Below are 17,579 nucleotides of genomic sequence, written 5' to 3'. Positions count from 1 at the left end.
CAGTCACCCCTGGAGACGGCGTCCTCGCAGGTCAACGCCGTGTTCCGGCCTGGCGTCGGCGATCTGGCCCGGCCCCTCGGGACCGCCGCGCCCGGCCTCCCGCGCCAGCTCCGCCGCCACCTCCGCGATCGCCGTCGGCCCCACCCGGCAGCAGCCGCCGATCAGCCGGGCCCCGGCCGCCCGCCACCCGGCGACCCGTCCGGCCGTGAAGCGCGCGGGCCCCCGCCAGGCGCGGGCCTCCGCGTCCCACTGCTCCCCGCTGTTCGGGTAGACGACCACGGGCTTGCCGGTGATCCGCGCGGCGAGCGCCACGGCCGTGTCCGCGTCGCGCGGGTCGCAGCAGTTCACGCCGACGGCGATGACCTCGTCGGCGTCGGCGGCGAGCGCGAAGGCCTCCGCGAGGGGCTGGCCCGCGCGCGTGTACCCGCCCGCGACGCTGTACGACAGCCAGGCGGGCACCCCGAGGCCGCGCACCGCCCGCAGCAGGGCCCGCGCCTCGTCGGTGTCGGGGGCCGTCTCCAGGGCGAGGACGTCCGGCGCCGCCGCCGCGAGGGTCTCCAGGCGCGGCCGGTGGAAGCGTTCGAGCTCGTCCACGGTGCGGCCGTACCGCCCCCGGTACTCGGAGCCGTCGGCGAGCATCGCGCCATAGGGGCCCGCCGACGCGGCGACCCACACGTCCCGGCCTGCCCCGGCTCCGGCACGACGCGCCAACTCCACGCTCAGGCGCAGTAGTTCGGTCGTGCGTGCCGCGTCGATGCCGTGCCGCGCGAACCCCTCGTACGTCGCCTGATAGCTCGCGGTGATCGCGACGTCGGCGCCCGCCTCGTAGTACGCGCGATGAGCCGCCTCGACGGCCCCGGGTGCGTCGGCGAGCAGCCGCGCGGACCACAGCGCGTCGCCCAGGTCGTGCCCGGCGGCCTCCAGCTGGTTGGAGAGGCCGCCGTCGAGCACGACGGGGCGGCGCGCGAGGGCGTCGGTGAGTCTCACACCGTCGACGCTAGCCGAGGCGCGGCGAGCGGGAAGTGGCAGGCGACCTGGTGTCCCGCGCCGTTCGGGGTGCTGACCTGCGGTTCCGTCGTGGCGCAGAGGTCCTGGGCGACGGGGCAGCGGGTGCGGAAGCGGCAGCCGGACGGGGGTCTGGCCGCGGACGGGGTCTCGCCCGCCAGCGGGGTGCGCTCCGTGCCCGACGCCGCCTCGGGGTCGGGCAGGCTGACCGTGTCGAGCAGCCCTCGCGTGTAGGGGTGCAGCGGCTGTGCGTACACCTGCGCTGCGGGCCCCGACTCGACCAGCTTGCCCAGGTACATCACGCCGACCGTGTCCGCCAGGTGGCGTACCACCGCCAGGTCGTGCGAGATGAACAGATAGGTCAGGCCGCGCTCGCGCTGCAGCTCCCGCATCAGGTTCAGGATCTGTGCCTGCACGGACACGTCGAGCGCGGAGACCGGCTCGTCGGCCACCACCAGATCGGGCGACAGGGTCAACGCCCGTGCCAGGCCGAGGCGTTGGCGCTGCCCGCCGGAGAACTCGTGCGGGTAGCGGTGCACGGCGCCGCGCGGCAGGCCGACGGCGTCGAGGAGTCCGTCGACCAGCTTCTCCTGTTCGGCGCGGGTGCCGACGCGCTGGATGACGAGCGGCTCGCGCAGGATCTCGCCGACCCGCATGCGCGGGTCCATCGCGGCGGTGGAGTCCTGGAACATCAGCTGCACGCGGCGGCGGTGCGCGCGGCGCTCGGCCCGCGACAGGTGGGCGGGGTCGCGCCCCTCGAAGCGCACGGCGCCGCCGGTCGGTTCGTCGAGGCCCGCGACGATGCGCCCCAGCGTGGTCTTGCCGCAGCCGGACTCGCCGACCATCCCGAACGTCTCGCCCCTCCGGATGGCGAGGGACACCCCGCCGACCGCGCTGACCGTGCCCCGGCTGCGGGAGAAGGCGCCGCCCTTGAGCGGGAACTCCTTGACCAGCGCGTCGAGTTCGACGAGTACGTCACCGGGAGCGGCGGGCGCGGGCGCGGACGCGGGGCCCACCACCTCGTCCTGCGACGCGACCTCGTCGGGCACCGGGTGGAAGCAGGCGAAGCGGTGTTCGGCGCCGCGCACCTCGTCGTCCGCGAGCAAGGGCTCCTCGGTGCGGCAGGTGTCCGTGGCGGAGGAGCAGCGCGGCGCGAAGCGGCAGCCGGTGGGGCGGACCGTGAGGTTCGGCGGCAGGCCGGGGATGGTGTGCAGTTCCGTGCCGCTGCCGGCCGCACGCTCGGGCAGCGCGGCGAACAGCGCTTCGGTGTAGCGGTGCTTCGGGCGCGCGAACAGGTCGCGTACGTCGGACTGTTCGGCGACCCTGCCCGCGTACATCACCGCGACCCGGTCCACCCGGTTCGCGATGACGCCCAGGTCGTGGGTGACCAGGACCATCGCCATGCCGAGGCGTTCGCGCAGTTCGTCGATCAGTTCCAGGATCTGGTGCTGCGTCGTCACGTCGAGCGCCGTGGTCGGCTCGTCCGCGATCAGCAGCTTCGGCTCGCACACCAGGGCCATGGCGATCGCGACGCGCTGGCGCATGCCGCCGGACAGCTGGTGCGGGTACGCCTTCATGCGTTCCGCGGGCTGCGGCATGCCGACCAGGCGCAGCATCTCCTGGGCGCGCGCCCAGGCCTCCTTCCGCGTGCTGCCCGCGCGGTGCAGGAGCAGCGGCTCCGCCACCTGCGCGCCGATCGTCATCGTCGGGTTGAGGGAGGTCAGCGGGTCCTGGAAGACCATGCCGATGGTGTTGCCGCGGACGTCCTGGAGGACGGGCGCGGGGGCGGCGGCCAGGTCCTGCCCGTCGAACTGGACGCGCCCGCCGGTGACTTCGCCGCCGGGCGGAAGGAGGCCGAGGACGCTGAGCGCCGTCATCGTCTTGCCGCATCCCGACTCGCCGACGATGCCGAGGGCCTCGCCGGGGGCGAGGGTGAGGGAGACGCCGTCGAGGGCGTGGACGGTGCGTTCGCGCGAGGTGATGTCGACGCGCAGGTTGTCGATGGTGAGCAGGGGCTCGGTCGTCACGGTCATGTCTATGGTGCTCCCTTTACTTCCGCAGCCGTACTTCGAAGGCGTCCCGCAGCCCGTCACCGATGAAGTTGAACGCGGCGACGACCAGGACGATCGCGATGCCCGGCGGGAAGATCAGCCACCAGTAGCCGTTCTGGGTGTAGGTGATCCCGGCCGACAGCATCGAGCCCCAGTCGGCCGAAGGGGGCGGGATGCTGAGCCCGAGGAAGGCGAGATAGCTGACGTAGAGGATCGCGTCGGCGATCTGGAACGTGCAGTTGACGATCACCGTGCCGATCGCGTTCGGCACGATGTGCTTGACGACGGCCCGCGCACCGCCACCGCCCATCATCCGCATGGCCTGCACGTACTCGCGGTTGCGCAGCGACAGCGCCTCGCCGCGCACCAGGCGGGCGGGGGACAGCCAGGCCACCGAGGCGATGATGACGACCAGGACGCCCTTGCTCGGCGTGATGATCGCGGCGACCACGACGAGCAGGAACATCGCGGGGATGGCGAGCGCCGCGTCCGTGACGCGCATCATCGTGGCATCGACCCAGCCGCCGAAGTATCCGGCGACAGCGCCGTACACGGTGCCGAACAGCGTGGCCAACAGCCCTGCTGCCAGGCCGATTTCGAGCGACGTCCGCCCGGCGACCATCAGACGGCCGATCATGTCGTAGCCGAGGTCGGTGGTGCCGAGGAGATGGCCGGGGCTGCCGGGCGGCAGGTTGGCCTGGGAGAGGTCGGTGTGCACCTGCTCGGTGTCGTACAGAAGGGGCCCGAGACAGCTGAACGCGAGGAGCAGGACCAGGACGACCACGCCCGTCAGGGCGAGCTTGTTGCCGGTGAAGACCCGCAGCGTGCGGCGGGCCAGCGAGGGTGTGGCCTGCGCGGCCTCTTCCTGACCGGGCGCGACGACAGGGGCGACCGTGGAACTCATGCCACGCTCCGTATCCGGGGGTCGAGGACGGCGTACAGAATGTCGGTGAGCAGCGAGCCGACGACGGTGGCGACGCCGACGACGAGCGTCACGCCGAGCAGTACGGGGAAGTCGGAGCCCTGCGCCGCGTTCCAGAACAGCAGCCCCATGCCCGGGTAGTTGAACATCGACTCGACGACAAGAGCGCCGCTGAACAGCGTCGGCAGATAGAGGCCGAGCAGGGTCGCCAGCGGGATCAGCGCGTTGCGCAGGACGTGTCTGACCATGATCCGGCGGCTCGACTGGCCCTTCGCCATCGCCGTGCGGACGTACTCCTCGGTGAGGTTGTCGAGCACCGCGGAGCGCATGTAGCGGCTGAACATCGCGATGATGCCGAAGGCCATGGTGACCACGGGAAGCACCAACCCGGTGACGTCGCCGAGGAGTTCGCCGATCGTCTCGCCCTGCGGGGCCTCCGCCGGGAAGACCGGCATGACCTGCGCGAACAGGATGATCATGATGAGGCCGAGGAAGAACACCGGCGTCGCGTACATCAGGAAGGCGAGCCCGGTGAGGGCGTAGTCCGACGCCTTGCCGCGCCGCACGGCCTGCAGCAGACCCAGCGGGACGGCGATGACCACGGCGAGCGCGGTGGACAGGACCGTGAGGAGCAACGTCTTCGGCAGGCGCTGCTTGAGCAGTTCGAAGACCGGCGAGTTGAGCTTGAAGGACTCGCCGAGGTCGCCGGTGAGCAGCCGCTTCAGATACATCGCGTACTGCATCGGGAGCGAACGGTCGTATCCCTGCTGGTGGTTGAAGTGCTCGATCTGCTGCGGTGTGCCCTTGGGGCCGAGGATGGCGCGCGCGGGGCCGCCGGGCAGCAGATGCAGGAGCACGAAGACGATGACCGACACCAGGAAGAGGACGACGATCGCCTGGAGGAAGCGCTTGACCAGAAAGCCGGTGAAGCCGGTCACTTCTCGGCCCCCTTCTTCTTGACGTAGTACCAGTGCTGGGGCGCGAAGGTGACCGTCGGGTTCTGGTCGACGCCCCGCAAGTCGTTGCGGATCACGGAGACTTGGTATGCCGGGTTGGGCATCCACATCACGGGCAGCTGCTCGGCGAGGTACTCGCCGTACTCGTGCACGGCCTTCATGTCGGGGGAGTACTGCACGCCCCGGATGATCCGGTCGGCCTTCTTGTCGCTGTAGTTCCCGAAGTTGGCTGAGGCGCCCGTGGAGAAGAGCTGCTCACCGCTGGGGTTGAGCGGGTAGTACCAGCTGCCCGCGGTGCCGAAGAAGGACATGTCCCAGTCGCAGCCCGGGTCCTTCGCCTTGCAGGGCACGGAGTTGCCGAGGACGGAGTTCAACGGCTGCTGGCGCACGGTCAGTTGGATTCCGGCCCTGGACAGCGACGACTTCAGCTCCTGCATCATGTTCGTCGTCTCGGTCGAGCCCGACTGGGAGAGCAGGGTCAGCTCCAGCGGGTCGTTCTCCTCGATGCCCGCGCCGCACTGGTCGTCGCCCGTTCCCGGACGTGCGCAGCGTGCGGTGCCGCCGTCCGTCCGCCAGCCGTGCCCGGCCAGCAGCCGCTTGGCCTTCGGTACGTCGAAGGGGTACTGGTTCCGCTCCATCGCCTTGGAGAGGTACTGGCTCTTCGGCGTGACCGGCACGGGGCCGAGCGTCGGCGTCGCGCTGCCCTGCCAGATGACGTCGCTCATCGCCTTCTGGTCGACGAGGTGCTGCATGGCCCTGCGGATGTAGAGCTGGCTCATCAGGGGGCCCGCATGGGTGGAGTTGAAGTTGTAGACGATGTACGTCGCCGCCCAGCCCTCCCACGGATCGACGCGGTACCCCTTCTCCTCGAACTTCTCCTTCTGCGCCATCACCGACGGCGGGATGTAGCCGTAGTCGACACCGCCCGAACGCAGCACGTTGTACTCGGAGTCGGCCGTCGTGAAGGGCTTGAAGACGACCTTGTCGAGGTGCGGCCGCTCCGACTCCGGGCCGGTGAACTTCTCGTTCGGCACGATCGTGACCTGGCCGCTGTCCCGCCAACCCGCCAGCTTCCACGGCCCGTTGACCGTCTGCCAGAGCGGGTCGGAGCCGTACGAGCCGAGGCTCTTGGCGTGCTGCGTCAGCCGCGCGAAGACCGCCTTGGCGCCCGCGGGGGTGCGGTCCCAGTCGCCGATCCTCCCGCCGTCGGTCTTGGCGTCCCAGGCGTGCTGGGGCAGCGCCCGCATCAGGGTGAGCTGGTTGGCGGTGAACCAGTCGGGGTTGTACGCGCGGCTCAGGTGCAGCCGTACGGTGTGGTCGTCGAGCGTCTCGAACCGCTTGACGTTGTCGGGCATCGTGCCGACCGAATAGTTGCCCCACTCCGCCTTGTTGGCCTTGACCAGATGGAACCAGAACTCCAGGTCGCGGGCCGTGACGGGCTTGCCGTCGGACCATGTCACGCCCTCGCGCAGCGGCACGGTCACGGTCTTGTTGCCGTCGCTGTACGTCGGCTTCAGGCCGAGCGTGCTGGGGCCGTGCGTGGTCAACTCGCCCTTCGCTTCGTCCTGCACGGCGTCGTACACCGGCATGAACAGCAGGGACTGGATCCCGTAGTTGTACGAGGCGCCGTAGCCGGGGGCGCCGATCGGGAAGATCCAGTTGGGCGTCGCGGCCGGGGGGAGCGCCATCGTCGCCGTGCCGCCCTCGACGGGAGTGCCGCCGGTGGGCCCCATGTCGATGCGGCCGCCCTCGCGGGTGCAGCCGGTGAGGGCCGCCGCGAGGACGAGCAGCGCGGCCGTCGCGGACCTGAGTGAGCGCATGGCGATGGGCCTCCAAGGGGGACGGGACCTGCCCTGCGCCGGAGAGCGACGGGGCGGCGCCCGAACGCTAGGCCTCAGCCAAAAAACAAGTCAATAGCTTCATTCGGCAAGAAGTGGAAAGTTGAAGACACTGGCCAGCTTGCTTCGTTCGGATCTAGAGTTCATCCCGCTGTCGAACGAACACATCGAAGCAACAGGGAAGTTACTGGGGGCGACATGGCCGGAACACCACTCGGCGAACCAGGCTCGGCGCAGCACATCGTGCACCTGGTCTCCTCGGGGGCGGCCACGTCCCGGACCGATCTCGTACGGGAGTTGGGCCTCGCCCCCTCGACGGTCTCCCTGCGCGTGCAGGAACTCGTCGACGCGGGCCTGCTCACCGAGTCCGGCGAGGGCGCCTCGCGCGGCGGCCGCAGGCCCCGGCTCCTCCGGGTCGCCGCACAGGGCGGCGTCGCCGTCGCCGCGGACATCGGCAGCCACCACGCGCGGCTCGGCGTGGTCGGCCTCGGCGGCACCGTCGTCGACGCCGTCGACCTGCCGCACGACATCACCGCGGGCCCCGAGTCCGCCGTCGAATGGCTCTGCGGGCAGGTCGGCGCACTCGTGGACCGCCAGCGCGAAGAAGGCCGCACGGTGCGCGCGTTCGGCGTCGCCTTCCCCGGCCCCGTGCAGCCCGCGACCGGCCGGGTCCTGAGCCCGTCCCGCATGCCGGGCTGGCACCGCTACCCGCTGCGCGACGTCCTCGCCGAACGCCTGGGCATCCCCGTCACCGTCGACAACGACGCCACGATGATGGCCGTCGGCGAACACCGCGTCGCCCGGCCCGAGTTGGACCACCTCGTCGTCGTCAAGGCCGGACGCGGCATCGGCAGCGGGGTCATCACGGCGGGCCGCCCGCACGACGGGGCCAACGGCAGCGCGGGCGACATCAGCCACGTCCGCGTCGACGCCGCGGGCGAGAGGCCGTGCAGCTGCGGCAACATCGGCTGCCTGGAGACCGTCGCGAGCGGCGCCGCCCTGATCCGTGAACTCGCCCGCGAGGGCGTCGAGGTGGCGGACACGGGCGAACTCCTGAGCCTCGTCGCGGACGGCGACCCGCAGGCCACCACCCTGGTGCGCACCGCGGGCCGCCACATCGGCACCGTCCTCTCCGTCGTCGTCAACTTCTTCAACCCGCAGGCCGTGGCACTCGGCGGCGTACTCGCCACCGCCGAACCGCTGGTCGCCGCCGTGCGCGGCGTCCTCTACGAACGCTGCCTGCCGCTCGCCACCGCCGACCTGGAGATCACCACCACCGTCACGGGGCCCGACGCGGGACTGCTCGGCGCGGGACTCACCGCGCTGAACCGGCACCTGCCGACCGCGCCCGCCGCCCCGGCCGTCCCCGCCCCCGCCCCCGCACCCCAGGAAGAGAGCGCACCCGCATGACCCCCTCCGTGACCCACCGCCGCCTGCGCATCGGCATCGGCGGCATCGGCATCGAGTCGTCCACGTTCTGCCCGCACCGCTCCACCGTCGACGACTTCCGGCAGACCAGGGGCCAGGACCTCCTCGACCGCTACACGTGGACGCGGGCCGACTCCGACCTCGCCGACACCGTGGAATGGGTGCCCCTGCTGCACGCGACCTCGCTGCCCGGCGGCCCGGTGGAAGCGGAGTCGTACCTCACCCTCAAGGACGAACTCGTCACGCGCATCCGGGAAGCGGGCCCCCTGGACGGGCTCCTCTACGACATCCACGGCGCGATGAGCGTCATCGGCCTCACCGACGCCGAGGCCGATCTGACGGAGGCCGTGCGCGCCGCGCTCGACTTCGTCGGCACCCCGGACGGCACGGGCCGCCCCATGATCTCCACCGCGATGGACCTGCACGGCAACGTCTCGCGCCGGTTCGCCGAGCCCATCGACCTGCTCACCGCCCACCGCCTCGCCCCGCACGAGGACGCCTGGGAGACCCGCGAGCGCGCCGCCCGCAACCTCGTGCGCTGCCTGCGCGACGGCATCCGGCCGCACCGGGCCTGGGTGCAGGTGCCCGTGCTGCTGCCCGGCGAGAAGACCAGCACCCGCCTGGAGCCCGCCAAGTCCCTCTACGCCTCGCTCGCCGGGACCGAGCGGCTGCCGGGCATCCTCGACGCCGCGATGTGGGTCGGCTACGCCTGGGCCGACGAGCCGCGCTGCAAGGCCGCGATCGTCGTCACCGGCGAGGACGCCGAACGCGCCGCCGCCGAGGCCGAGAAGCTCGCCGTGCGCTACTGGGAGGCGCGCCGCGACTTCGTCTTCGTCGGCCCGACGGGCAGCGCCGAGGAGTGCATCGAGCAGGCGGTCGCGTCGGACCGGCGCCCCTTCCTGATCAGCGACTCGGGCGACAACCCGACGGCGGGCGGCGCGGGCGACCTCGCGTACATGCTCGGCAAGCTCCTGGAGAACGACGCGCTCCGCACCGGCCGGGTCACCGCGGTCCACCCCGGCATCACCGACCCGGTCGCCGTCGCCCGCTGCTTCGAGGTCGGGGTGGGCGCCGAGGTCACCCTGAGCGTCGGCGGCAAGGTCGACGCGCACCACGGCGGCCCCTACGAACTCACCGGCACCGTCGTGGCGTTGCAGCGCGCCACCGACCAGAAGGACCGCGCGGAGGGCGGCGCGTACGACCGCGGCGTCGACATGGCGGCCGTACGCAGCGGCGGCGTCACCGTGATCCTCGTCGAACGCCGCAAGCCGTTCCACACCCTCGCCGACTTCATGGGCCCCGAGGAGGGCGGCCTCGGCATCGACCCCCGCACGTACGACCTGGTCGTCGTGAAGATCGGCTACCTGGAGCCGGAACTGCACGACATGGCCGCCGACTGGCTGCTCGCCCTCACGCCGGGCGGCGTCGACCAGGATCTGCCGCGCCTCGGCCACCACCGTGTGGAGCGGCCGCTGTACCCGTTCGACGAGGACGCCTACGAGGGTGGCGCACCGGACCTCACTCCCGTGCGGCTGCCGTCGCTCGCCAGGTGAGAAGGGGGTTCATCCGCGCGAACGGATCTGGCAGGTTGATCCCCTCGAGCCGTACCCGTCACCGCGGAGGAGCCCCCGCGAAGCGTGCCGCCACCCTGTCAGCCCTGGTCTGCCTGCTGGCCGTCACCGCCGCAGCGCCCGCGTCGCCCGACGCGGGCCGACGGCCGGACAGCAGGCCCGACCGGCACCACGGCACCCTCCTCGACTCCGTCCCGAACAAGGGCGTACTGAAGGTCTGCACGACCGGCGACTACGCGCCCTTCACCAAGCTCGACCCCGCCGACGGAACGTACAGCGGCGTGGACATCACGATGGCGCGCGACCTCGCCAAGAGCCTCGACGCCAAGCCGAAGTTCGTGGCGACGACCTGGGCGAACCTCACCAAGGACGTGGCGGCCGGGCGCTGCGACATCGGCGTCGGCGGCGTCTCGATCACGCTGCCGCGCGCCCGCCAGGTGTACTTCAGCGAGCCCACGCGCGAGGACGGCAAGACGCCGATCGTGCGCTGCGCGGACAAGGAGAAGTTCGGGAAGGGCGCGCTCGCAGACATCGACAAGGTGGGCACGACCGTCGTCGTCAACCCCGGTGGCACGAACGAGCAGTTCGCCCGCGCCCACATCAAGCAGGCCACGATCAAACTGCACCCGGAGAACACCACGATCTTCCGGGAGATCATCGACGGGCGCGCCGACGTGATGATGACCGACGCCAGCGAGACGCTCTACCAGTCGAAGATCCACCCCGAACTGTGCTCGCTCCACCCCGACAAGCCCTTCACCTTCTCCGAGAAGGCCTATGCGACGCCGCGCGGGGACGAGCAGTTCAAGGAGTACGTCGACCAGTTCGTGCACCTGGCCACTCACGACGGCACGTATGCGCGGTACGAGGACGAGTGGATGAAGTGAGGGGCGGCGTGGGGCCCGTGGCTCATGCCTGCGGCAGCTCCTCCCCGGGCAGCGGGGTCTGCGGCGTCCACGCGGCCGTGACCAGGGACGCGGACGCGGCCCGCGTGTAACGGGCGGCCGCGAGCCACGCCCGGGCGTACGCGTCCGGGGCGGCGGGGCGCAGGCGGCCGAGCGCGTCGTGACTGCGGTCGGCCGCGGCGAGCGCGTGCCGGCCGTTCGCCGGGTCGTTGACCAGCGCCCAGGCGGGGAAGCCGAGCGAGCGGCGCCGCACCCGGCCGACCGTCGTCGTCGCGCCGCCGTCGAATCCCAGGTACTCCAGGGCGAGGTCCTCGGCGGGACCGATCGCCTCGGGCACCAGGCGGATCACCGTGCGCCCTTCGAGCACCGGGTGTGCATAGGCCCGCGCGGTCAGCGCGTCCCCGTCCTCCGGCGCCGCGCCCGCCGACGCCGTGTCCCCGGCCCACGGCAGGACCGCTCCCGCGTCCAGCAGCTGCTGTTCCGTGCTCACAGCTCCCCCTCCTCGTCCTCGCTGTTCACCACGCGGCCCGCGTGGACGAGTGAGGCCATGCGGACCCCCTTCGGGGTAGTCGTCACCGAGCCAGTACGCAGCTTCCAGGGCGCGGCCGTCCTCCGTGAGCGGGGCGATCGCATAGCCTCCGCGGACGCGGTAGCCGTACGACACCGCGCGGGCCGTCGCGTGCCGCAGCTCGTCGAACTTCCCGTCGGCGTACGCCCCCCACTCCTGTGCCGTGTCGTCGGCGTCCTCCGGGCGCGGCCAGACCTCGCGGAACAGCTGCTCGAGGCCCTGTTCGACGCCGATGCCCCGCTCGGGGTCGGCGTCCCGCAGGAATCCGGCGCGGTCCGTGTCGGCGCCGCCGTCCGCCCCCACCGGCGCGACGACGAGGTCGCGCAGCGCGCCCTGCCAGGCCTCGTCGGGCCACACCCGCGCGAGCAGCTCCACGGGCACGGGCAGTGAGCGCACCAGCCAGCTGTCGACCTGGGAGCGGCATTCACGCTCATGCCGCTGGAGCCACTCAGCGAGCTGGCGCAGCCGCACCACCTCGGCGTCGTCGCGCAGCCAGACCTCCTGCTTGCCATGTCGATCACAGTAGGTGGAGGGTCTGACAATCCCTCATGGCAGGCGAACGGATGGGCTGCCACCGGGTTGGCGGATTCGCCGCGCGTCCCCACACGTCCGGGCGGGCGAAACCCTCATATTGCCATGCATGGTGAGAAAACGATCTGTACGGAATCAGGTGACGGCGGCGGCCGTGACGGTGGCGGGTGCCGCCGTGGCCGTGGGCGGGCTCGCCGTACCCGGCCATGCGGAGCCGCCGTCCGGCGACGGCGGTCACCTGGCGAAGGCGGAGCCCCGGTCCGACGCGATCCTGCTGGCCAGCGCCGTGGCGACGGCCGTCACCGCCACCGGTGCGGGGGTGCTCGCGGTGGCGAGGAAGCGCCGCGGCGCGGTGTAGTGGCCCGGCCCCCCGGCTGTTTGGGGCATCGGGCCGGGGGGGACCCGCACGCCATGACGGTCCACAAGAACACCGTGCTCGTACTCGACTGTTCGGAGCCCGAGCGGCTCGCCGAGTTCTACGCGGGACTGCTGGGCGCGGAGGTCCGGTTGAGCAAGGACCCCGACTACGTCGAGATCACCCAGGAAAACGGCGTCTGTCTGGCCGTGCACAGGGAACGCGACTACATCCCGCCGAGTTGGCCGCGGCCCGAGGACTCGCAGCAGGCGCATCTGCGGATCATGGTGGCGCGCGGCGAGATGGACGAGGCGGAGCGTGAGGCGGTCGTGCTCGGCGCGCGCCCCATCGACACGAAGGACAACAGCGGCCCCCGCGACACCCGCATCTACGCCGACCCGGCGGGCCACTCGTTCTCGCTGGTGGTGATCCCCGAGTGAGTCCCTGCCGGGCGGCGCGGACGGCGGACGGGCGGGTCAGACGGACCGGAGGTACTGCTCGGGCACCCGCACGTCGGCCCCGAGTTCACGCGCGGCGCGCCGTGCCCAGGACGGGTCGCGCAGCAGCTCACGGCCCAGGAGCACGGCGTCGGCCTCTCCGTTGGCGAGGATCTTCTCGGCCTGCTCGATGTCGGTGATCAGGCCGACGGCCGCGACCGGCAGCTCCGCCTCGGCCTTCACCCGCGCGGCGAACGGGACTTGGTAGCCGGGGCCGACGGGGATGCGGACGCCCGCCGCGTTGCCGCCCGTGGACACGTCGAGCAGGTCGACGCCGTGCTCCTTGAGCGTGGCGGCGAAGCGCACGGTGTCGTCCGGCGTCCAGCCGTCCTCCGCCAGCCAGTCGGTGGCGGAGATGCGGAAGAACAGCGGCTTGTCCTCGGGCCACACCGCCCGTACGGCGTCGACGACTTCGAGGGCGAAGCGGGTGCGGTTCTCGTACGAACCGCCGTACGCGTCGGTGCGCTTGTTGCTGTGCGGGGAGAGGAACTCCCCGATGAGGTAGCCGTGCGCGCCGTGCAGTTCGGCGACCTCGAACCCGGCGGCCAGCGAGCGCCGGGCGGCGTCCGCGAACAGGGTCACGATGTCCTGGATCTGCTCGACGGTGAGCTCCGTCGGTACGGGGTGGCGCTCGTCGAAGGCGACCGGGCTCGGCCCGACGGGCTGCCAGCCGTGCGCGTCGGCGCCGACCGGGGCGCCGCCCGTCCAGGGCCGGTCGGTGGACGCCTTGCGGCCCGCGTGCGCGATCTGCACACCGGGCACGGTGCCCTGGCTCTTGAGGAAGTCCGTGATGCGGCGGAACGCCTCGACCTGCGTGTCGTTCCAGATCCCCAGGTCGTACGGGCTGATGCGGCCCTCGGGGCTGATCGCGGTGGCCTCGACGATGATCAGGCCCGTGCCGCCGGTGGCGCGCGCCCCGTAGTGCGCGAAGTGCCAGTCGCGCGGGACGCCGGCCTCGGGGCCGTCGGGCAGCGCCGAGTACTGGCACATCGGGGGCATCCAGACCCGGTTGGGGATCGTCAGCGATCGCAGGGTGTAGGGCTCGAACAGTGCGCTCACTGCGGACTCCATTCATCACGGCCGATGTGCCGCTCGTACGGTAACCATCGTAGTACGGTATCTGTCAAACTACGGTGGATCTCGTACAATGGCTGGAAGGTGTCTGCCGGGCGTGTGGGGCGCGCCAGGAGCCGGAAACCTGGTGGGTGACGCGCTCCGGTGCTGTTCGATGTACGCCAGCACGGACGTACGGACGGGAAGCGCGCGCAGCCGCCGAGCGCATGACGAGGAGCCGCCATGACCATCGCCGCCACCACCAGCAGCAGAACGCTGATCCATCCCGCGCCCAAGGACATCAGCCTTGAAGGCGTGCTGCATGCCCTGGCCGATCCCATGCGGATGCGGGTGGTGCGAGATCTGGCCAGAGAAGAGGGCGCCGAGCTCTCCTGCTCCTATTTCGACCTGCCCGTCACCAAATCCACCAGCACGCACCACTTCCGGGTGCTGCGCGAGAGCGGCGTGATCCGGCAGATATACCGCGGTACGGCGAAGCTGAGCGTGCTGCGCCGCGACACCCTGGACTCCCTCTTCCCCGGGCTCCTCGACAGCGTCCTGGCCGCGGCCGCCAGGGAGGCGGACCGCAGCGGCGCCACAGGCTGACCGGCCGGGTCCCGAACCGTCCGACGGGGCCCGTCAGTTGAGCATCCGCAGGGCCGGTCCCGGAGTCTGGGCCCGCCCTGCGGGGTATGGCCCGGGCGGGTCCTAGCCCGCCGTCCCCCGTGCCGCTGCCCGCAGTCCGGCCCAGTCCGGGATCTTCACCACGCCGCGCCCGAGCGAGTGGCCGAGCTCCTCCTCCGCGCGTTCGATGGCCAGCCACCCCGACCATTCGACGGGCCGCAGACCGGCGGCCCGGAGCGCCGCGAGCGGGTCCTCGGGCACCTCCTTGCGCAGCAGGCCGGGCGCGTCGGCGAGCAGGGAGAGGACCGTCTCCTTGGCGCACGGCCGGTTGGTGCCGATGACGCCGGTGGGGCCGCGCTTGATCCAGCCCGCCACGTACTCACCGGGCGACGGGGCGCCGTCGCGCAGCACGCGCCCCGCCGTGTGCGGCACCGTGCCGAGGCCCGGGTCGAACGGCAGCCCTTCGAGCGGCACTCCGCGGTAGCCGACCGAGCGCAGCACCAGTTGGGCGTCGATCTCCTCGTGACGGCCCGTGCCCGTCACGCCGCCCCGGCCGTCGGGCAGCGTGCGTTCGAAGCGGACGGAGGCCACCCGGCCGTCGGGCCCCGCGGACAGGGCGACCGGGCGCAGGAAGAAGCGCAGCCGGATCCGCCGGGCGCGGCCCGGTGTCGGGTGCTGCGCCCAGCCGCGCATCACCTCCACGTTGCGGCGGGCCGGGGCGGGCAGGCCCGACGGGTCGGCGTACGCCGGATCGAGCGCCAACTCTTCGGGATCCACCACGATTTCGGTGTCCGGGAGCGCGCCGAGCTCCCGCAGTTCCTTGGTGGTGAACCGGGCCTGGGAGGGGCCGCGCCGCCCGATCATGTGGACCTCGCGCACCCGGCTGTCCGCGAGGACGCCGAGCGCCGCGTCCGGCATGTCGGTGGGGCGCAGTTCGGCGGCGCCGCGGGCCAGCATCCGGGCGACGTCGACCGCCACGTTCCCCACGCCGATGACGACGGCGGACTCCACCCCCCGTACGAATCCGTCCTGTTGGAAGCCGTCGGTCAGGACGTCCGGATGCGCGCTGTACCAGGAGACGAACTCGGTCGCCGAATGGCTGCCCGGCAGATCCTCGCCCGGCACGCCGAGCCTGCGGTCCGTCGCGGCGCCCACGCAGTAGACGACCGCGTGGTAGAGGTCCAGCAGCCGGGCAGGGGGCAGGCTTTCGGGGCCGACCTCCACGCCGCCGAGGAAGCGGACGTGCTCGTGTTCGAGGACTGTACGCAGGTTGTTCTGCAGGGACTTGATCTTCTCGTGGTCCGGCGCGACGCCGTATCTGACGAGGCCGTACGGGCAGGGGAGCCGGTCGAGCACATCGACCCGCACCGCCACCCCGTCCTGCTGGACGAGGGTCTGTGCGGCATACACCCCGCTGGGACCCGAACCGACGACGGCGACCTGCAGCACGGTGGTGCTCCTTCCGCGAGGTGACCTCGGGACGGTCTCAGGATCGCACCCCGGTCCGTCCGGGGGGAGGTGCCGGGCGGGCGGCGGGCCGGGGTCGGCTGTCAGGGTGCCCCGCCCTGTGTCCACGTGCGTGCCGTTCCTGATCAAATGCGATCGCACGGATAGCGTGCTTCTGTGCTGGATAGCCCATTTATTGACGTTTCTGAACACTATCGACCGGATGCCGCTGTCTCCGTGTGGCCGACGTGGGAGTTGCAGGGGCACGGCACGGCAGCGGCGGCGCAGGAAGGACCGGGGCGGGGGCCCGGACCGGGAACGGCGGGGCGGTGGGGCGCGGCCGGGTGGGGCGGCGGCGGATACGGCGACGGCTTTCTGCCGCCCTGGTTCCAGGTGCGGCTGACCTTCGGGGACGGGGCGGCCATCGACGTGCTCGCGGTGGTGTCCGACGGCCGGATCGCCATCGAGGACCTGCGCGCCCAGCCGCCGCTCTCCCTCGACGAGTTCGCCGCGCTCGCCGACTGGATCGAGCGCCCGCTCGCGGACGCCTGCCGGGTCGTCACGGAACAGCACGTGACGGGCGCGGGCGGCGGACGGCCCTGGTACGACGACGGCGCAGGCTGCCCGCAGGAACCGCCCGCGCCGAACCGCGCCCGCCCCTCCTGGCCGCGCGGCAGCGAGGGGCGGCGCGTCGTCGCCGAGGCGTACCGCGCCGCACAGGACGAGGGCAGGGACCCCGTGCTCGCGGTGATGTGCGCGACGGGCCGCAGCCGCCGCAAGTCCCTCAAGCTCATCGCGGCGTCCCGGGACGAGGGCTTCCTGCCGCCGCGCCACAACCGCCGCTGACTCCCGCCGCGCCACAACCGCCGCTGACCCCTGCCGCTCCAGGCCCAGCCCTCCCGTGCGGCCCAACGCCGGGCGCGGCCCTGCTACTTCGGCGGCCCTGCTACTTCGACCGGGTCTCGACCACATACGCGAACGGCTGAGGCGGATGCGTCCCGCCGGGCGGTGCGGCGCACGGCGGGACCCCGAGGCCCCAGTCGAGGCCGTACCGCTGGAAGAGCTCCGCGCGCAGCGCCGTGAGCGGCATCGGCGCCCCCGGGATGAGCAGCGCGAAGACCGCGCCCATCAGCAGGGCGCGCAGCAGCGGGTACTCCCGGTCGACGTCGTCCGAGCCATAGCGTTCGACGGTGTCGCGCAGCAGCTCGGCCAGGCGCTGCTGCTCCGGGCACTGCACGAAGCCCTCCGCCTGGAGGATCCCCGCCATGTGCGTGCGCATCAGCAGCGGCCGGTCGACCGCCAGACCGAGGATCGCGTCGACGGCCCGCGCGAGCCGCTCCCGGCCGTCCTCGGTGGGCGGCTCCCGCTCCAGGGCCGCCTCCAGGGTGAGGTGCATCAGCCGGTGCACCGCCGACTGCAGGAGCTGGCGCTTGCCGGGGAAGTAGTACGACACCAGGCCGCGGGCCGCACCGGCCCGGTCCGCGATGTCGCCGAGCTTGGTGGCCTCGTACCCCCGCTCGCCCACGAGATCCACCGTGGCCTGCAGCAGCCGCTCCCGGGAACGCCTGCGCAACTCTTCATTGACCGATGGGCTACGCGGGGACATCCTGTAACTCCTACGTTGACTGGCCCTGAGCCAATATACTCAGACCGCCCGGCGACGGGACCCCTCACGGGATCCCGCACGGGCCGGACCGGCCTGGGGGCAGGCAGCACCGCGGGGGAGTGTTGCCTGCCCACGGGTTGTTCCGTGCCGGTTCTCCGCGCTCTTCTCGCCGATCCGGCCCGGCCTCCTTACAGTGGGCCGGGGGGCCGAGGAGGCTGACCGA

Annotated in this window: 16 protein-coding genes; 7 read left to right on the top strand and 9 right to left on the bottom strand. The window is 72.1% G+C overall.

Translation table 11 applies throughout. From position 1 onward, the window contains the following. Positions 1-3: 3 nt before the first annotated feature. From mmuM to ACFWZ2_RS14855, 5 genes are read right to left on the bottom strand one after another with little or no spacing between them, the layout of a single operon-like run. The gene (mmuM, locus tag ACFWZ2_RS14875) at positions 4-987 is read right to left on the bottom strand and encodes a homocysteine S-methyltransferase (protein WP_384545527.1); all 984 of its coding nucleotides are present in this window, start codon (positions 985-987) and stop codon (positions 4-6) included. Next, positions 984-3,038: a dipeptide ABC transporter ATP-binding protein gene (locus ACFWZ2_RS14870; RefSeq protein ID WP_384545525.1), complete on the bottom strand. Its 2,055-nt coding sequence runs from the start codon at positions 3,036-3,038 to the stop codon at positions 984-986. Before ACFWZ2_RS14870 ends, mmuM begins: the two co-directional genes overlap by 4 nt. A gap of 16 nt (positions 3,039-3,054) precedes the next feature. Then, a complete protein-coding gene (locus ACFWZ2_RS14865; RefSeq protein ID WP_384545523.1) occupies positions 3,055-3,960 on the bottom strand; it encodes an ABC transporter permease in 906 nt (301 codons plus the stop codon). Beyond that, the gene (locus ACFWZ2_RS14860; RefSeq protein WP_384545522.1) at positions 3,957-4,916 is read right to left on the bottom strand and encodes an ABC transporter permease; all 960 of its coding nucleotides are present in this window, start codon (positions 4,914-4,916) and stop codon (positions 3,957-3,959) included. Before ACFWZ2_RS14860 ends, ACFWZ2_RS14865 begins: the two co-directional genes overlap by 4 nt. After that, the gene (locus tag ACFWZ2_RS14855) at positions 4,913-6,754 is read right to left on the bottom strand and encodes a peptide ABC transporter substrate-binding protein (protein ID WP_384545520.1); all 1,842 of its coding nucleotides are present in this window, start codon (positions 6,752-6,754) and stop codon (positions 4,913-4,915) included. Before ACFWZ2_RS14855 ends, ACFWZ2_RS14860 begins: the two co-directional genes overlap by 4 nt. Before the next feature lie 216 nt (positions 6,755-6,970). Between ACFWZ2_RS14855 and ACFWZ2_RS14850 the strand changes: the two genes are divergently transcribed. From ACFWZ2_RS14850 to ACFWZ2_RS14840, 3 genes are read left to right on the top strand one after another with little or no spacing between them, the layout of a single operon-like run. Next, entirely contained in the window at positions 6,971-8,182 is a 1,212-nt protein-coding gene (locus tag ACFWZ2_RS14850; protein ID WP_384545518.1) for an ROK family protein, read from the top strand. Then, positions 8,179-9,753 carry a M81 family metallopeptidase gene (locus ACFWZ2_RS14845; RefSeq protein WP_384545516.1) on the top strand — a complete coding sequence of 525 codons (1,575 nt, stop codon included), beginning with the start codon at positions 8,179-8,181 and terminating at the stop codon, positions 9,751-9,753. The genes ACFWZ2_RS14850 and ACFWZ2_RS14845 overlap by 4 nt, the downstream gene beginning before the upstream one ends. A 35-nt stretch (positions 9,754-9,788) precedes the next feature. Then, positions 9,789-10,658 carry a transporter substrate-binding domain-containing protein gene (locus ACFWZ2_RS14840; protein WP_384545515.1) on the top strand — a complete coding sequence of 290 codons (870 nt, stop codon included), beginning with the start codon at positions 9,789-9,791 and terminating at the stop codon, positions 10,656-10,658. A 22-nt stretch (positions 10,659-10,680) separates the two neighbouring features. Here ACFWZ2_RS14840 and ACFWZ2_RS14835 read toward each other — a convergent pair whose 3' ends face one another. Then, complete coding sequence (locus ACFWZ2_RS14835) at positions 10,681-11,736, bottom strand: DUF4132 domain-containing protein (RefSeq protein ID WP_384545695.1); 1,056 nt, start codon at positions 11,734-11,736, stop codon at positions 10,681-10,683. A 148-nt stretch (positions 11,737-11,884) separates the two neighbouring features. On the opposite strand from ACFWZ2_RS14835, the gene ACFWZ2_RS14830 reads away from it, so the two are divergent. After that, positions 11,885-12,133 carry a hypothetical protein gene (locus ACFWZ2_RS14830; RefSeq protein ID WP_384545513.1) on the top strand — a complete coding sequence of 83 codons (249 nt, stop codon included), beginning with the start codon at positions 11,885-11,887 and terminating at the stop codon, positions 12,131-12,133. A 53-nt stretch (positions 12,134-12,186) separates the two neighbouring features. Then, entirely contained in the window at positions 12,187-12,570 is a 384-nt protein-coding gene (locus ACFWZ2_RS14825) for a VOC family protein (protein ID WP_384545511.1), read from the top strand. A 36-nt stretch (positions 12,571-12,606) separates the two neighbouring features. Here ACFWZ2_RS14825 and ACFWZ2_RS14820 read toward each other — a convergent pair whose 3' ends face one another. Continuing rightward, on the bottom strand, positions 12,607-13,686 hold the full coding sequence (locus ACFWZ2_RS14820; protein ID WP_384545510.1) for an NADH:flavin oxidoreductase/NADH oxidase: 1,080 nt from the start codon (positions 13,684-13,686) through the stop codon (positions 12,607-12,609). Positions 13,687-13,923: 237 nt separating this feature from the next. On the opposite strand from ACFWZ2_RS14820, the gene ACFWZ2_RS14815 reads away from it, so the two are divergent. Beyond that, positions 13,924-14,286 (top strand): ArsR/SmtB family transcription factor, encoded by a 363-nt coding sequence (locus ACFWZ2_RS14815; RefSeq protein WP_384545508.1) that lies wholly within the window; start codon positions 13,924-13,926, stop codon positions 14,284-14,286. A 102-nt stretch (positions 14,287-14,388) separates the two neighbouring features. Here ACFWZ2_RS14815 and ACFWZ2_RS14810 read toward each other — a convergent pair whose 3' ends face one another. Beyond that, positions 14,389-15,753 carry an FAD-dependent oxidoreductase gene (locus ACFWZ2_RS14810; RefSeq protein ID WP_384545506.1) on the bottom strand — a complete coding sequence of 455 codons (1,365 nt, stop codon included), beginning with the start codon at positions 15,751-15,753 and terminating at the stop codon, positions 14,389-14,391. Between the two features lie 372 nt (positions 15,754-16,125). Here ACFWZ2_RS14810 and ACFWZ2_RS14805 point away from each other — a divergent pair, with 372 nt between their 5' ends. Further along, positions 16,126-16,596, top strand: coding sequence for a DUF6214 family protein (locus ACFWZ2_RS14805; protein ID WP_384545693.1), 471 nt, complete (start codon positions 16,126-16,128; stop codon positions 16,594-16,596). Positions 16,597-16,696: 100 nt separating this feature from the next. Here the strand turns inward: ACFWZ2_RS14805 and ACFWZ2_RS14800 are convergent, their stop codons facing one another. After that, complete coding sequence (locus ACFWZ2_RS14800; RefSeq protein ID WP_384545504.1) at positions 16,697-17,356, bottom strand: TetR/AcrR family transcriptional regulator; 660 nt, start codon at positions 17,354-17,356, stop codon at positions 16,697-16,699. Positions 17,357-17,579 lie beyond the last annotated feature (223 nt).

Origin of the sequence: Streptomyces sp. NPDC059002 (assembly GCF_042740435.1) — a bacterium.
Taxonomy (GTDB): domain Bacteria; phylum Actinomycetota; class Actinomycetes; order Streptomycetales; family Streptomycetaceae; genus Streptomyces.
This window is presented reverse-complemented; position numbering and strand designations above follow the sequence as displayed.

Coding starts and splice junctions, on each gene's coding strand:
- ACFWZ2_RS14855 (WP_384545520.1), bottom strand. CDS start 6,754: ATGCGCTCACTCAGGTCCGCGACGGCCGCGCTGCTCGTCCTCGCGGCG.
- ACFWZ2_RS14815 (WP_384545508.1), top strand. CDS start 13,924: ATGACCATCGCCGCCACCACCAGCAGCAGAACGCTGATCCATCCCGCG.
- ACFWZ2_RS14800 (WP_384545504.1), bottom strand. CDS start 17,356: ATGTCCCCGCGTAGCCCATCGGTCAATGAAGAGTTGCGCAGGCGTTCC.
- ACFWZ2_RS14865 (WP_384545523.1), bottom strand. CDS start 3,960: ATGAGTTCCACGGTCGCCCCTGTCGTCGCGCCCGGTCAGGAAGAGGCC.
- ACFWZ2_RS14845 (WP_384545516.1), top strand. CDS start 8,179: ATGACCCCCTCCGTGACCCACCGCCGCCTGCGCATCGGCATCGGCGGC.
- ACFWZ2_RS14850 (WP_384545518.1), top strand. CDS start 6,971: ATGGCCGGAACACCACTCGGCGAACCAGGCTCGGCGCAGCACATCGTG.
- ACFWZ2_RS14825 (WP_384545511.1), top strand. CDS start 12,187: ATGACGGTCCACAAGAACACCGTGCTCGTACTCGACTGTTCGGAGCCC.
- ACFWZ2_RS14830 (WP_384545513.1), top strand. CDS start 11,885: ATGGTGAGAAAACGATCTGTACGGAATCAGGTGACGGCGGCGGCCGTG.
- ACFWZ2_RS14870 (WP_384545525.1), bottom strand. CDS start 3,038: ATGACCGTGACGACCGAGCCCCTGCTCACCATCGACAACCTGCGCGTC.